Annotated in this window: 11 protein-coding genes; 2 read left to right on the forward strand and 9 right to left on the reverse strand. The window is 74.0% G+C overall.

The window, feature by feature from the left end:
- Positions 1-122 precede the first annotated feature (122 nt).
- From ACQP2F_RS35995 to ACQP2F_RS36015, 5 genes are all read right to left on the reverse strand, one after another.
- Positions 123-911 carry a DUF998 domain-containing protein gene (locus tag ACQP2F_RS35995; RefSeq protein WP_433295506.1) on the reverse strand — a complete coding sequence of 263 codons (789 nt, stop codon included), beginning with the start codon at positions 909-911 and terminating at the stop codon, positions 123-125.
- Positions 912-959: 48 nt separating this feature from the next.
- Positions 960-2,975 (reverse strand): hybrid sensor histidine kinase/response regulator, encoded by a 2,016-nt coding sequence (locus ACQP2F_RS36000; RefSeq protein ID WP_433295508.1) that lies wholly within the window; start codon positions 2,973-2,975, stop codon positions 960-962.
- Positions 2,976-3,047: 72 nt separating this feature from the next.
- Positions 3,048-3,785, reverse strand: a complete 738-nt coding sequence (locus tag ACQP2F_RS36005; protein ID WP_433295510.1) for a phosphodiesterase — start codon at positions 3,783-3,785, stop codon at positions 3,048-3,050.
- 67 nt (positions 3,786-3,852) lie between these two features.
- Positions 3,853-4,395, reverse strand: a complete 543-nt coding sequence (locus tag ACQP2F_RS36010; RefSeq protein WP_433295512.1) for a GNAT family N-acetyltransferase — start codon at positions 4,393-4,395, stop codon at positions 3,853-3,855.
- Entirely contained in the window at positions 4,392-5,138 is a 747-nt protein-coding gene (locus ACQP2F_RS36015; RefSeq protein ID WP_433295514.1) for an SIR2 family NAD-dependent protein deacylase, read from the reverse strand. The genes ACQP2F_RS36010 and ACQP2F_RS36015 overlap by 4 nt, the downstream gene beginning before the upstream one ends.
- A gap of 242 nt (positions 5,139-5,380) precedes the next feature.
- Here ACQP2F_RS36015 and ACQP2F_RS36020 point away from each other — a divergent pair, with 242 nt between their 5' ends.
- The gene (locus tag ACQP2F_RS36020) at positions 5,381-6,475 is read left to right on the forward strand and encodes a lytic polysaccharide monooxygenase auxiliary activity family 9 protein (RefSeq protein ID WP_433295516.1); all 1,095 of its coding nucleotides are present in this window, start codon (positions 5,381-5,383) and stop codon (positions 6,473-6,475) included.
- A gap of 173 nt (positions 6,476-6,648) precedes the next feature.
- Here the strand turns inward: ACQP2F_RS36020 and ACQP2F_RS36025 are convergent, their stop codons facing one another.
- Positions 6,649-7,587: a ribose-phosphate diphosphokinase gene (locus tag ACQP2F_RS36025; RefSeq protein WP_433295518.1), complete on the reverse strand. Its 939-nt coding sequence runs from the start codon at positions 7,585-7,587 to the stop codon at positions 6,649-6,651.
- Between the two features lie 113 nt (positions 7,588-7,700).
- Between ACQP2F_RS36025 and ACQP2F_RS36030 the strand changes: the two genes are divergently transcribed.
- Positions 7,701-8,543, forward strand: a complete 843-nt coding sequence (locus tag ACQP2F_RS36030) for an ABC transporter ATP-binding protein (RefSeq protein ID WP_433295520.1) — start codon at positions 7,701-7,703, stop codon at positions 8,541-8,543.
- Between the two features lie 34 nt (positions 8,544-8,577).
- Here ACQP2F_RS36030 and ACQP2F_RS36035 read toward each other — a convergent pair whose 3' ends face one another.
- Genes ACQP2F_RS36035 through ACQP2F_RS36045 form a run of 3 tightly spaced genes read right to left on the reverse strand, consistent with a single transcriptional unit; the run spans position 8,578 to position 15,242 of the window.
- On the reverse strand, positions 8,578-9,231 hold the full coding sequence (locus ACQP2F_RS36035) for an ABC transporter ATP-binding protein (protein ID WP_433295522.1): 654 nt from the start codon (positions 9,229-9,231) through the stop codon (positions 8,578-8,580).
- 18 nt (positions 9,232-9,249) lie between these two features.
- A complete protein-coding gene (locus ACQP2F_RS36040) occupies positions 9,250-12,255 on the reverse strand; it encodes a hypothetical protein (RefSeq protein ID WP_433295524.1) in 3,006 nt (1,001 codons plus the stop codon).
- Entirely contained in the window at positions 12,252-15,242 is a 2,991-nt protein-coding gene (locus tag ACQP2F_RS36045; protein WP_433295526.1) for an FtsX-like permease family protein, read from the reverse strand. The genes ACQP2F_RS36040 and ACQP2F_RS36045 overlap by 4 nt, the downstream gene beginning before the upstream one ends.
- Positions 15,243-15,259 lie beyond the last annotated feature (17 nt).

Here is a 15,259-nt window from a genome sequence, read left to right on the forward strand (position 1 = left end):
AGCGATGCCCCGGAATCCTGCTGTTTGTCCGGATCGACCGCAAGCCTGTGCGCCCAAGTTCGCACCTTTGGTAGGAGTCGCCGGATTCGCGTCACCGGCGGGGGCGGCGTTCGTTCGAGGGTTCAGGAACGCGTTGGTTCCACCCCGTCGAGGCCCGGCTCGGAAAGATCGACATCGGGCGGCGCCACCGGCTCGGGAGGATCGACACCGGGACGATCAGCCGGCCGGGGAAGATCGACACCGGGACCACCAGCCGGCCGGGGAAGATTGACACCGGGACGACCAGCCGGCCGGGGAAGACCGCCACCGGGACGACCAGCCGGCTGGGGAAGATCGACACTAAGCCACCGCAAGGCCCGCAAGGCGAGAACCGACAGCCACGTGAAACCGATCGCGATGGCCAGCCGCTGGAAGACGCCGGTCGCCGCCTGCACCCCGCCGGCCAGCACAAACAGCACCGGAACCGCGACGCCGACCAATCGGCAGTACCACCGCCAACGCGCCGCCGGACGCCAGCGGGCGGCGACGAACGCGGCCGCCGTCAGCGAACCGAAGACGAACGCCGAGGCGACGTCATGGATGATCCCGTGGGCGGTGCGGGCGGTCACGTACGGCGCCGGGTCGCTGACGAAGACGCCCGCCACCATCAGGCCCAGGCCGAAAACGGCGATCAGCGCACCGGTCCACGGCGAGACGGCCCGGCGGGCGGCGACCCCGAACGCCACTGCCAGCGCCCCCGTGACGAGGAAGTTGGCGATCTGCAAGCCGCCACCCGCACCGATCGCGGCCTCGCTCACGAAGTCGCGAACCGGGTCGTAGCCGGCCCGGATCCGGTCGTTGACGAGAAAGACCGCGATGAACAGCGGGCCGCCGACCACCCCGCACCAGAGCAGGAACCGTTGCCGGGTCATACCCGGACGATAGGCGTCGATCCCTGAGGCGACCCTGAGCGTGGCGCGCTACTCCCCCGGCGCCGGCTGCGGGCCGCAGAGGGTGCGGATCGCGCCGAGCAGAGTGGAGCGGGTGAACGGCTTCTCGATCAGCATGCTGTTGTCGTCCAGGTGCAGCTGCGGGCCGAGCGAGGCCGCCGTGTAGCCGGACATGTAGAGCACCGGCAGGTCGGGGTGGTGGGTGCGCAATGCCGACGCCAGCTCGGGGCCGGTCATCGTCGGCATGACCACGTCGGTGATCAGCAGGTCGGGGTGGGCGCCGGCCGCGACCTGGGTGACCGCCATCAGCGCGTCGGTCGCCACCGTGATCGAGTAGCCGGCGGGCGCGATCAGCCGCTGGACGAGCTGGGCGACCTCGGGCTGGTCCTCGACGATCAGCACGTTGCCGATCACCTGGGTGGTTCCCTGCCGCGCCTCGGCCGGCTGGCGCTCCTCGGCGGCCGGCAGGTAGAGGTGGACGGTCGTGCCGATGCGCGGCTGCGACTCCAGCTCGATGTGGCCGCCGATGCCCTGCACGATGCTGGCGGTGGTGGCCAGGCCGAGCCCGGCCGCGGTCGGCCGGGTGGTGAAGAACGGCTCGAGCGCCCGCTCGCGCACCTCGTCGGTCATGCCGGTGCCGGTGTCGGTGATGACCAGGTGGACCAGCCGGCCCCGGGGCGCGGCCTCCGGCGGCTCGCCCTCCTCGTGCACCTCGTTCACGGCGGCGACCCGCAGCATGCCGCCGCGCAGCATCGCGTCGCGGGCGTTCGCGGCCAGGTTGACCAGGGCCTGCTCGAGCGGGCCGCGCTCGGCCCGCACCGGCCACACGTCGGGGCCGAACGCCAGGTCGAGCCCGATGTGCTCGCCTAGCGTGCGGCTGAACAGCGACTGCACGTCGGTGAGCAGGTCGGGGATCGGGATGATCTCGGGCCGGTTGCCCTCGCTGCGGCCGAAGGCGAGCAGTTGGTGGGTCAGGGTGCGGCCGGTGTTGACCGCCTCGAGGATGTCGTTGGCCAGGCTGTGCTGGGGCGACCCCTCCTCGCTGCTGGACAGGATCATGTCGGCCGAGCCGCCGACCACGGTCAGCAGGTTGTTGAAGTCGTGCGAGATGCCGCCGATCAGCTGGCTGAGGCTGTCGAGCCGGCGCAGATGGTCGAGCTGCCGCTTGAGCCCGCGCGCGTCGATGTGGTCGGTGGTGTCGGTGACCATGCAGACGACCCCGTTGAAGCTGCCGTGGTCGTCCATCAACGGCATCATGCTCATCCGTACGCTGCGGCGCGACCCGTCGGCGCGCATCAGCCGCGTGGCCCCGACCGTCGACCGTCCCGCCTTGCACTCGGCCAGGCGGCGGGTGAGCTCCTTCTGCCCCTGGTCGTCGAGGAAGCCCCGCAGCGAGACGCCGACCAGCTGGTGCCGCGGCATGCCGAGCACGACGCCGATCGGCTCGTTGGCGTACGTCGCGACGCCCTCCGGGTCGAGCTGCAGCACGCCCTCGGGGATCGTCTCGAGCACCCGCCGGTAGCGCTCCTCGCTCGCCCGCAGCCGCTCCAGCGCCCGCGCGCTCGACACGGCCAGGGCCAGCTCGCCGGCGATGTCGCGGGCCAGCTCGACCTCGGCGGTCGAGTAGAAGGCGCCCGGCGTCTCCCGGGTCAGCACCAGATAGCCCGCGTACGTGTTGTCGACGATCACCGGGCACAGCACGGCCGCGTGGATCTCGTGTTCGTCGCCCGCCAGCGGCTCGACCCCGTCCCCGGCCAGCACGACCGGCCGCCGGCTCGCGGCCAGCGCGGTCGAGAAGTCGTCGTCGGGCAGCTGCCCCACGTGGTCGAGCACCCGGCCGAGGGCCGCCGAGCGTTCGTCGTCGATGTGCCGATAGGTGATCGCGTCGTACCGGCCGTCGTCGCGCAGCAGCTGCACACCGGCGCCGTCGCCGATCATGTCGGCCGCCGCGCGCGCCGCCGTCGAGCGCACCTCGGCCGGATCGTCGGCGACCCGGCTGAGCGCCAGGGCGAGATCGGCGAGCGCGTACCGGAGGGGGTAAGCCATGACACCCATGTCGCCCATGATCCGTGTCCAGTGGGGTGCGTGCGGCCGGTTCGCCAGGTTTGCAACCGTTGTTCAGAGGATGACGCGGTAGTGGGTGGTGATGCGGCGGTCGTCGTCGAGCAGATGAAAGGCGATCATCGGCGGCAACGCCGGGTCGATCGGCCCCTCGCCCTCGAACGGCAGCACCGACGTCGAGACCACGCCGGGGGCGGCCAGGAGCGGGCGCCCGGCGAACGTGGTGACGGCCGCCGTGTGCGCGTGCCCGCACAGCAGGGCCACCACCTGCGGGTGCCGCTCGACCACGGCGGCCAGCCGGTCGGCCCCGAACTGCCGGATGCCGTCGACGAACGGGATGCCGAGGGTGACCGGCGGATGATGGAAGCACACGAGGGCGGGCAGCTCGGGCCGGCCGGCCAGGGTCGCGCCGATCCACTCGAGCGTCTCGTCGGCGAGCAGGCCCTCGTTGTGGCCGGGGATGCTCGAGTCGCACATCAGGATCAAGGTGCCGGCGATCTCGTACGCCCGGTTGATGGGCCTGCCGTGCGGCTCCTCCTGGAGAAGCGCCTTGCGGTAGGGCTCGCGGGCATCGTGGTTGCCCGGGCACCAGAGCACCGGGCCGGGCAGGGAGACCAGGCCGCGAAGCCGCTCATACTCCGCCTCGGCGCCGTGGTCGGCCAGATCGCCGGTCACGATCACCGCGTCGGGCGGCGACGGGAGACCGGCCAGATAGCGGAAGACCCGGCTCGTGCGGTCGGCACTGCGGTCACCCGCGTCGACATGGACATCGCTGACGTGCGCAATCAGAACCATGCGTCGACGCTATGCCCGCGGGGAGATCCGCCTCGACGGCCAAAGGTCGACGGGTGGCGACTTCGGTCTAGGGTCGGGCCGGCGCGGCGAGCCGGTACAGGACGTGACGCCGCCCGGGCCAGTCGGCCGGCACCGCGGGGTGGTCGAAGTCCTCGGCCGGGTCACGGGTCATGCCGAGCTTCTCCATCACGTGCCGCGACTCGGCGTTGCCGGCGGTGGTGAAGGAGACGATCTCGGGCAGGCCGAGGGTCTCGAAGGCGTAGAGCACCACGCGGCGGGCGCCCTCCGTCGCGTACCCCCGCCGATGGAACGACGCGCCCAGCCGCCACCCGATCTCCACGCCCGGCGCGAACGGAAGCTCGGGTCGCAGCGGCTGCAGGCCGATGAAGCCGGCGAAGGCGCCGGAGCTCTTGATCTCCACCGCCCACAGGCCCCAGCCGCGCTCGATGATGCCGGCCTCGATGCGGTCGGCGAAGGCGTCGCTGTCGGCCCGGGCGAGCGTGGCCGGGAAGTGGCGCATGACGACCGGGTCGGCGTTGAGCTCGGCGAACGGCTCGCGGTCGGCCGCCCGCCACTGACGCAGGATCAGACGGTCGGTGGTCAGGCTCACCGTGGCCACGCCTTTCGTACGAGGTCGGGAAGGATCTCGGCGGCCTTCCCGCGCAGGTTGATGTCGGCGACCGCATCGAGCGTGGTCGGCTCCGGGTTGATCTGCACGACCGTGGCGCCGGAGCGGGCGGCCACGTACGGGATCTCGGCCGCCGGGTAGACCAGGCCGGACGTGCCGACGGAGAAGAGCAGGTCGCAGCCGAACGCGGCCTCGGTGGCGGCGGAGAGCTCGCCGGACGGGAGGTCCTCGCCGAACCAGACCACGCCCGGGCGGATCGGCCCGTCGCAGTCATCGCAGCGCGGCGGCGCCACCCGGTCCGATTTCTCCGGCAAAGGGGGCAACGCGGCGCTGGACCCGCAGGCGGCGCACCTCGGGGCGAAGAGGCTGCCGTGCAGATGGATCAGGGAACGGGACCCGGCCCGCTCGTGCAGATCGTCCACGTTCTGCGTGATCACCACCGACTGCGGGACCTGGGCCTCGATCGCGGCGACCGCCTCGTGGCCGGCGTGCGGGCGCACCCGCTGCACCAGGGCGCGGCGCCACTCGTACCAGCCCCAGACCAGCGCCGGATCGGCCTCGAACGCCTCCGGGGTGGCCAGTGCCTTGGCGTCGAACCGGGACCACAGGCCGGTCAACGCCTCCCGGAAGGTGGGAACGCCGGACTCGGCCGACATGCCCGCGCCGGTGAAGACCACGACCCGCTCAGCGTCGCGGAGCAGCTCCGCGGCGTCCCGCTCCGGCATCCCCGACCTCCCGGGCCCGCTTCCGGCCGCGGCCCCAGTGCCACGACGCTCCGGCATTCTTCCGCATCACCGGCCGCGTCCGCCTCCCCGTACCCGCTTCACCGCTTGTTCATTATTGACAGATGTCTATTCAACAGGGATGGTTGGCGTCACCGCCGGGTCACGCCGGGCGAAGGCCGAGGGCAGCCTTCGCCACCCTTTCCCTTGTTCGCACGAGATCACCCGCGGAGTACTGAGCCCTCATGAGAATCAGACGTTTGTTCATAAGCGCCGTCGTCGGCGCGGTCGTCGCCACCGTCTCGGTCGTCGGCCTGTCGCCCGGGCCGGCGCAGGCGCACGGCAACGTGATCAGCCCGGCCTCCCGCAACTACGGGTGCTGGCAGCGCTGGGGCGACAAGTTCCAGGATCCGGCCATGGCCACCCAGGACCCGATGTGCTGGCAGGCGTGGCAGGCCGACCCGAACGCGATGTGGAACTGGAACGGCCTGTTCCGGGAGCAGGTCGCCGGCAACCACCAGGCCGCGGTCCCGGACGGTCAGCTGTGCAGCGCCGGCCACACGCAGAGCGGCCGGTACAACGCGCTGGACGCGGTCGGCAACTGGAAGGCGACCACGGTCGGCAACAACTTCACGGTCCAGGTCTTCGACCAGGCGCTGCACGGCGCGGACTATCTGTGGGTCTACGTCACCAACCCCGGCTTCAACCCGGTGACGACCGCGCTCAAGTGGTCCGACCTGACCCGGGTCGCGGTCGTCGGCAACACGCCCGCCTCGCAGTGGACCCCGGTCACCGGCGGCGTGCAGCTCAACATCCCGGTCTCGGTCACCGGGCGCACGGGCCGGGCCATGGTCTACACGATCTGGCAGGCCAGTCACCTGGATCAGTCGTACTACTGGTGCAGCGACATCGACTTCGGCGGCGGCGGAACGACGACGCCGCCGACCACGCCGCCGACCACGCCGCCCACCACCCAGCCGACCACCGTCCCGCCGAGCACCACACCGCCGACGACCACGCCGACCACGCCTCCGGTGGGCTCCGGTTCCTGCACGGCGACCTACGCGCTGAGCAGCACCTGGAACGGCGGTTACCAGGCGGGCGTGACGGTCACGGCGGGCTCCGCGGCGATCAAGAGCTGGACCGTACGCCTGACGTACCCCGGTGCGCCGTCGGTGCAACAGACTTGGAACGCGACCGCCACGGTCAGCGGCAATGTCCTGACCGCGACCAATGTCGGCTACAACGGCGCGCTGGCGGCCGGAGCCAGTGCCAGTTTCGGGTTCCTCGGCTCGGGCACGGCCACGACACCGACCGCCACCTGCTCCGCCACGACCTGAGGACGCTCTCTTCTCAACGCCGGCCGGCCCGGCTAGAGTCGCTTGGGAGCGCTCCCAACATCAATGCCGGTAGATGAAAGGAGGTCCTGCCGAATCTTCCGCGTGACACCGGTTCCGGAACACTGCGAGCGGGGGTCGGGACGCCCTCCCCGTCCCCCGCTCAACCAAGAATCTCAGGCGAAGAGCGCGCTGACCGACTCACCGTTGTGGATCCGGCGCATCGCCTCGGCCAGCGCCGGCGCCACCGAGAGGATCGTCAGCTTCTCGGTGTGGCTCCGGCTCGGGATCGGCACCGTGTTGGTGCAGACGATCTCCTCGATCTCCTTCTCGTCGGAGAGCCGGCGGACCGCGTCGCCCGAGAACAGCCCGTGCGTGCACGCCACCCGTACGCTCCGCACGTTCCGCTCCCGCAGGCGCGCGAGGAGCTCGAAGACGGTGCTGCCCTTGGCGATCTCGTCGTCCAGCACGATGACGTCGCGGTCGGCCACGTCACCGATCACCGTGCTGATCACCACCTTGTCGTCGGCGTAGCGCTGCTTGGCGCCGGCCGCGACCTGGACGCCGAGCAGCCGGGCGAAGGCGGCCGCCTCCTTGGCGTTGCCGAGGTCGGGCGAGACCACCACGGTGTTCGACAGGTCGTAGCCGCGGAAGTGGTGTGCCAGCTCGCGCAGCGCGTGCAGATGGTCGACGGGAATGCTGAAGAAGCCGTGCACCTGGGGCGAGTGCAGGGTCATGGCCAGCACGCGGTGGGCGCCGGCCGTGGTGAGCAGGTCGGCCACCAGGCGCCCGCCGATGGAGATGCGCGGGGCGTCCTTCTTGTCCGAGCGGGCGTACGCGTAATGCGGCAGCACCACGGTGATGCGCCCGGCGCTCGCCCCTCGCGCCGCGTCGAGCATGAACAAGAGCTCGACCAGATTCTCCTGTACGGGTGGGACCAGCGGCTGGATGAGGAAGACGTCCCGCTCCCGGCAGTTCCCCTGCAGTTGCACCTCGATGCAGTCGTTGGCGAACCGGGACGTCCGGGTGGGCAACAGCGGCACGCCCAGATGCAGGCAGATCTCGGCGGCGAGCTCGGGATGGGCGGATCCGGTGAATACGGCGATGTCACGCACGGGAACCACCCTAAGAGGCGGCCGGGAGACACGTACGGGCGACCTTTGGTCCGTTGCCCTTCGCGACCGAACGTGGGTCGTCACCATGCCCGGATCTTCGCTAGCGTGACCCCATGAACGGACTTGCCGTGGCGTGCCGCCGGGTCGTGCACATCTACCGGGCCGAGGCCGGCGACGTGGTCGCGCTCGCCGGCGTCGACCTCTCGATCGCGCCCGGCGAGACCATCGCGCTGGTCGGCCCGTCCGGCTCCGGCAAATCCACGCTGATCGCCCTGCTGGCCGGTCTCATGCGGCCCTCCGCGGGCCGGATCAACATCGGCACGTACGACATGGGCAAGCTCTCCGACGGCGAGGTGTCCCGCCTGCGCGGCACCGAGATCGGCGTGGTCCTGCAGGGCGCTTCGCGCAACCTCCTGCCGTACGCGTCCCTGCACCGCAACATATGGCTGGCGCAACGCCGGGCGGCACACACCCGCGGGATCAAGCTCGACGACCCCGATCGCATCCTCGACCTGGTCGGCCTCCCCGGTCAGGGCCGTCAGCGCCTCAGCGACCTCACCCCCGGCGGCCGCCAGCGCGCCGCCCTCGCCGTCGGCATCGCCACCGGCCCGGGCCTGCTGCTGGTCGACGAGCCGACGAGCCGCCTCGACACCGCCGGCCGCGACGAGGTGCTGGCGGCCATGGAGACGGTGAACGCCGAGCGCCAGACCACGATCGTGGTCGTCACCCACGACAACGAGGTCGGCGCCCGCCTGGGCCGCGCCGTGACGATCCGCGACGGCCGGGTCGGCGCCGAGGGCCGCGACGGTCAGGACTTCGCCGTGGTCGCCGGCGACGGCACGGTGCAGCTGCCGCCCGAGGTGCTGGGGAGCTACCCGCCCGGCACGCTCTTCACGGTGCAGCACATCGACGGCGAGGTCACCCTGGTCCCCGGCGGCACCGACCACGCCGCCTGACCCGCCCGCCCGGCGGCATGCGTGAGCAGAGGGCTCAGGAGCGCACCCACGAGGCCGCGCCGTCGGCGAGGTGCAGCTCGCGATCGCACGCGGCCGCGGCCTCCGGGTCGTGGGTCGCGAAGACGACCGCGGCGCCGCGGGCGGCCTCGGCCTTGAGCAGCTCGATCACCCGCTGGCGGTTGGCCGCGTCGAGCTCGCTGGTGATCTCGTCGGCCAGCAGGACGTCGCCCCGCAGCGCCAGGCCGCGGGCGATGGCCGTGCGCTGCTGCTGGCCGCCGGACAGCTCCTCGATCAGCTGGTTCGCCTGGCCGGAGAGGCCGAGCGGCTCGAGCGACTCCGCGGTCCGGCGGCGGGCCTCGGCCGGCGTGCCGCCGGTGGCGATCACCGCCACCGAGATGTTCTCGGCCGCGGTCAGGATCGCGGCCAGCCCGTTGTCCTGCGGGATCAGCACCACGCCCAGCGCCACCGCCCGGTCGCGGTCGGCCAGTTGCTCCTCGTCGACCAGCACCCGGCCGGCGACCGGGCGCAGCAGGCCGGCCATGGCGCTCAGCAGCGTGGTCTTGCCGGCGCCCGACGTTCCGGTGACGGCCAGGATCTCGCCCGGGCGGGCCGTCACCGAGACGCCGGTGAGCACCGGACGATCCCCGTTCCAGGCCAGGTCGGCGGCGTCGACGGTCAGCGTCTTCAACGTGGGTCTCCTCAACGGCTAACGGATGCGGCGATAGAGGTCACGACCGGTGGCGACGGCGACGGCGGCCAGCACCAGGAACACCGCGACCGCGGTCGCCAGGACGGTCAGCGGGCGGGGCCAGCCGGGCAGCGGCAGGGCCGGCGGGTCGAGGCCGGCGAGCGGGAGCGCCCACCCGGTCAGCGCCCAGGCGACCATCGCGACCAGCAGGCCGGCGACCGCGGCGATCGCGACCAGGGTCGGATAGGTCCACAGGGTCGCGCGGCCGGCCACCGTACGGCGAACTCCCTGGTCTCGCAGCGCGGTGAGGTCCTCGACCCGCCGGGCCCGGTCGACCGCCGCCGCCAGCACCAGCGCGCCCGCGCCGAGCAGCACCGCCAGGCCGCCGGCCAGCACGTAGAACCAGACCGACAGCGCCGGGCCCTGCTCGCCCAGCTGGCGGCGGACCTGAGCCGAGCGGGTGTCGCCGACGACGGTGAGGCCCTGCGCGGCCACCCGCTCGAGGATGTCGGGCGGCGCCAGCGCGTTGAGCCACACCTGCGGGCCGAGCGCGGGCGACGCGTCGGCCGCGAGCCGGTCGGCGTACTCCAGGTCGACCAGGACCGCGTCCTCGCCGAGCCGGGGCACGGCCGTCACCTTGCCGGCCAGGCGCACCGGCATCGGCTTGCCGTCGAGGCCGGTCACCAAGGGGCCGGTCACCGAGGAGCCGGTCACCGAGGAGCCGGTCACCGAGGGGCCGGTCACCGAGCCGGTCGGGGGCGCCGAGCCCGAGTACGCCGCGGGCAGCGGCGTGGGCGCGTCGTCCGGCCGGAGCCAGATGCCGTCAGGGATGCCGCCGGGCGCGTTCGCGTCGACGACCAGCCCGCCGCCCCGCCACTTGCCGGCGCTCTTGAGCTCGGCCAGCGAGTCGATGACCACCCGGCCGGTCACGCCGGTCACGGTGGCGGCCACGGTCACCTGGATGCCGTCGAGCCGGCAGCCCTGCCGGCAGGCCGGCACCCGCTGCTGATAGGTGAAGCGGCCCGGCTGCAGCTCGCCGAGGCCGACCCGGGCGTCGCCGAGCCCGGCCAGCGACGACACCGCCAGCGTGAGCCGCAGCTCCCGGCCCTTGGTCACCCCGGTGGTGGTGGCGACGACCGTCACGTCCTGCCCGGCGAACTCGACCGGCGGACCGGCGGCCGGGCGCAGCGCGGTCGCCACCGACGCGGCCGACGGGCCGCCGCCGGGCCAGGTCGCCACCGCGGCCAGGCGCGGCGAGTCGACGGCCAGCCCGAGCGACTCGTCGGCGGCCGAGCTCGGCAGCCGGACCGTGGCCATCGCGAAGCGGCCGTCCGGGTCGATCGTCCGTACGGCGTGGAGCAGCTGACTGCGGTAGACCGGCTGGACGGTCAGGACCCGGTCGGCCCCGATGCCGAGCCCGGCCTGCACGTCCCGGCCGCGGGCGGCCACGTCGATCGCACAGGCCGCGTAGCCGGCCACCGCCACGGTCGCGACCAGCAGCGCGAACAGCCGTTGGGCGCCGGGCCGGCGGGAGAGCTGGAAGGCGGCCAGGGCCGGGCCGAGGCGGCCGCCGGTGAGCGACCGGGCGGCGTACGACGTGACGGCCGGCACCAGGGCCCGGGCCGCGACCAGGGCCAGGGCCAGCACCAGGAACGCGGGAGCGAGCAGGCCGAGCCCGGTGAGCGTGCCGCCGGAGAGGACGAGCTGGACGCCGCTGACGACGGCCAGCAGCACGACGACCGCCTCGATGGCCAGCGCCCGGGGTCCGTTGACCGGGGCCGGGTTGCGCCGCAGCAGGGTCGCGACCGGGCTCGCCAACTGCCGGCGCTGAGCCAGGACGGCGGCGGCGAGCGCGGCCACGGTGGCGTACGGGGCGAAGCGCAGTGATCCCCACCCGGCCGCCGCGCCGACCGACGGGAAGCGGGCCGCCGCCACCGCGTCGACCAGCAGCTGCCCGGCGACGCACCCGGCGATCGCGCCGGCCACGATGGCCACCAGGCTCTCGCCGGTCGCCAGCCACCACCGGGTCCACCAGCGGCTCCCGCGCAGCGCGACCAGGGCCAGCTCCGGCTGCCGGCCCTGCGCGCCGTAGCTGACCGCCAGGAAGATGCTGAAGCAGGCGAGCAGCACCAGCGGCACGGCGAGCACCGGCACCAGCGCCCGGGCCGCCCGCCGGCCGGCGTCGATCCGGTCGAGCAGCTCCGGCAGATCGGTGTTGACCTGCACCGCGGGACCGAGCTTCGAGGCCGACTCGCCGAGCACGGCCAGGCCGTCGCGCAGCGCGCCGAGGCGGTCGACGTCGAGCGCGGCCGGGCCGGCGGTGCCGTCGATCGCCATCTGGGTGAATCCGTGGTCGGTCGCGTCCATCGTGGGCCGGTCGAGGAAGAGCGGCTCGCCCGGACCGCGGCCCGGCACGGCGGTGAAGTAGCCGTGCTCGCCCCAGTAGCCGTCGTCCGGGGCCGGCACCGCGTACGTGCCCGCGACGGTCAGCCGCTTCGGTGTGCCGTCGGCCAGGTAGAGCGGGTTCGCGTCGTTGTTGTTGAACTTCGCGAAGGTCACCGTGATCGGGTCGCCGGCGTCCAGCCGCAGCCGGCGCGCGGTCTCCGCGCCGAGCACCACGTCACCCTCGCCGATCAGGCAGCGGCCGGCGACGATCCGCAGGTGCGCGCAGACATCCTGGCGGAAGACGACCTGGGAGGCGATCACGTTGTCCGTCTCGAGCCCGATCACCGGGTACTGCGCCGAGAAGACGTAGTCGAAGCCGGGCAGGTCGACCAGGGCGGCGCCGAGGTTGGTGAACTGGGGGCCGCCGTCGGAGACGCGCGCGTCCTCGACGGCGCTGAGCGACAGGCTCCGCTCGGCGGTCGTGGCGGTGGCGATCTGCCCGGCGGCGACGGCCCGGTCGGTGGCGGCCAGGTAGGCGGGCGAGGCGACGGCGGCGGCCACCGCGAACAGGGCGAGCAGCGCGAGCGTCAGGGACTGGCCGCGGCGGGTCCAGACCATGGCGAGGACCAGGGAGATCATCGGGCGATCTCCCGGGCCAGCGGGCGGACGGCGAGCCAGCCGGTCAACCCGAGCACGACCAGCGCGATCAGGCCGGCGGCGAGCAGCGCGAGCGGGCCGAGGGCGCCGGGCGGCGGCAGCACGTCCCAGCCGTCGGTGAAGGCGGGCACGGCGACGCGGGCCAGCGGCTGCGCGAGCACGGCGGCGACCAGCCCACCGAGCAGACCGGTCAGGAGCAGGGAGGCGATTCCCGCGTACGCGGTGAAGACCGCGACCGCGCCGCTCAGCCCCTGCCGCCGCAGGGCCGTCAGATGCTCGAGCCGGGTGCGCCGGTCGACCGCCCCGGCGACCGCGATGGCGGCGGCCGCCAGCAGCAGCCCGACCGCCCCGGCGATCAGCGCGAACCCGGTCGTCACCGCCGGCGCCTGGTCGGCCAGCCGGCCGGCCCGGTCGCCGTCCGTCACGTCCCCGCTGATCCGCAGGCCGGCGCCGGTGAGCGCGTGGAGGGTCCCGGGCCCGGCGCCGGGCGCCAGCCACACCTGGAAGTCGCCGGCCGGCGTGGCGTCCCCGATGATCCGCCGGGTCGACTCGAGGTCGGTGAGGATCCCGGCCCGGCCGAGCACCGGCAGCGCGGTCACGGCCGCGACGACCCGCACCGGGGTCGGCGTGGCCCCGAACGAATGCAGCACCGGCGCGCCGAACTGCCAGGTGGCGGGGGCCGGCCCGGCCAGCACGACCGGCAGCGGCAGCTCGGTGTCGACCGGGTAGGCGGCGATGCCGGCCCGGTTGGCGTCGACCGACAGGTGCAGCGCCCCGCCGGTGGCGGCCAGGTCGAGGGCGGTGGGCTCGGTGCCGGGCCGCCAGCGGGCGATGTCGCCGAGCGCGGCGGCGTCGAGCACGGTGGCGGCCGGGCCGGTCTGGTCGAGCCCCCGCACGACGACCTCGGCGCCGGCCGGCAGCGCCTCGGGCTTGCCGTCGTGGCCGATCGGCCCGGCCAGCTCCCAGCGCAGGATCCGGCAGCCGGGCGGCTCGGCGCAGCCGTCGACCGGCGCCGTGAGGGTCCGTTCGCCCCGCCCGAGCACGCCGAACCGCACCGGCACCGGCGCGCCGGTGGCCTCGTGCTGCAGCATCAGCGAGAGCGTGGCGGTGGCGGCGCCGTCGTAGCGGACGTCGACGGCCAGCCCGGTCCCGGTGATCGCGGGCAGGGCCGGCGGCAGGTCGCCCCGGGCGGTGGCGGTGGCCAGGGCGCCGGCCGGGCCGAACTCGGGGCGCCACCGGGCCACGGCGGCGAGCCGGGTGCTGTCGACGGCGAGCACGGGCGGCTCGCTGGTGGTGTCGACGGCGACGGCCATGGCCCGGTCGCCCTCCGGGTCGGCGCGGCGGACGGCGGCCAGCAGGGCGGTGCGGTTGGGCGCCTGCACGGTCAGCACCCGGGCCGCGCCGAGCTCGGCGCCGCTGCGGGCGAACCGGGCGGCCCGCTCCCCCGCGTAGCCGCCGGCGGCGGTGGCGAAGACCGCGACCGCCACCACGATCAGGGCGAACAGCCGGTCGGCGCCGGGCTGGCGGGACACCTGGACCGCGGTCAGTCCGACCCGCAGGTGGCCGGTGCGCACGGCCGCGCCGCCGCCGCGGTCGGCGACCCGGCCGAGCAGGCGGGCCAGCAGCAGCGCCACCGCGAGCGCGACCAGGGCGGGCGCGGCGAGCGCGAGCCCGGTGCCGCCGTCCGCCGCCCGGGCCTGGTAGACGGCGGCCACCGCGACCGCCAGCAGCAACAGGTCGGCCAGGCCGGACCGCCAGTCGCCGCGGCCCGTGCCGGCCTGGCGCAGCAGTTCGCCGACCGGCCGGCGCAGGGCCGCGGCCTCGATCACCACGAGCACGACGAGACCACCGAGCAGCACGAGGGCGACCGCACCCACCGAGAGCGCCAGCGCCGTCCGCTGGTCGGCGGCGCGGGTCACCGGGCCGGCCAGCCCGCGGGCGAGCAGGTAGCCGAGCGGCAGCCCGAGCAGCGACCCGATCACCAGCGGCACCAGGTGCTGGCCCCAGGCCAGGCGCAGCATCGCACCCCGGGTGCTGCCGCGCAGCTTGAGCAGGGCGGCGTCGCCGTGCCGGTCGCGTCCCGTGTATCGGCCGGCCAGCCCGATCGCGAACCAGGCCAGCACCAGCACCTGCACCATGGCGACGAGCACGCCGCGGGTGATGCCGGCCCGGTCCCGCTCGATCGCGTCGAGCAGCGGGCCGGAGGAGTTGACCAGCCGCAGCGAGGCGAGACCGAGGTTCTTGTCGGCGGCCCGCAGCACGCCGGCCAGGTCGTAGCCGTCGTCGCCGCGCAACAGCCGGTCGGGCACCTGCACGTCATAGGTGACCGTCGGGTTCCACAACTGGCGGATCCGGAACGTGCCGATCGGCGTGAAGGCCGGGTCGAGCCCACCGTTGGCGGTGAACAGCGGGTTGCTCCAGTAGGCGCCGGCCGGGTCGCGCAACGCGTACGTGGAGACGATGTGCAGTTTGATCGGCTCGGTCGTGGGGGTGTTGCGCAGGACCAGCTCGCCGCCCGGCGCGAGGTTGAGCTGCTGGGCCGCGCTCGCGCTGACGGTGGCCTCGAAGTCGCGCCGTGGGCAGGGCCCGTCGAGCAGCAGGTGCGCGCAGAAGTCGTCGCGGTAGGCGGCCGCCATGGTCGGGGTCTCGCCGCCGCGGCTGGCGTTCATCGGCACCACCATGCCGTTCACCGGGGTGCTCGCCGGCAGCTCGAGCAGCCCAGTCGCGGTGTGGCCGAACTGGTCGAGCGTGGACCGGGCGTCGCCCTGGGTGTCGACGATCTTCCGGACCGAGAGCGTGCGCTCGCCGGCCGGGGCGGAGGCGACGTCGGTGACGGCGGCGCGGGTGCCGGCGGCGATCGCGAACCAGGGGCCGGCCGCGGCCACGGCGGCGGCGAGCGCGGTGAGCACGAGCACGGTCAGCACTTGGGCGCGGCGAGTGCGTACCGCGCCCCAGACGAGTGCCAGCATCCACGCCTCCCCCGAGA

This window comes from Actinoplanes sp. CA-030573 (assembly GCF_050951115.1).
In the GTDB taxonomy this organism is placed as follows: Bacteria; Actinomycetota; Actinomycetes; order Mycobacteriales; family Micromonosporaceae; genus Actinoplanes.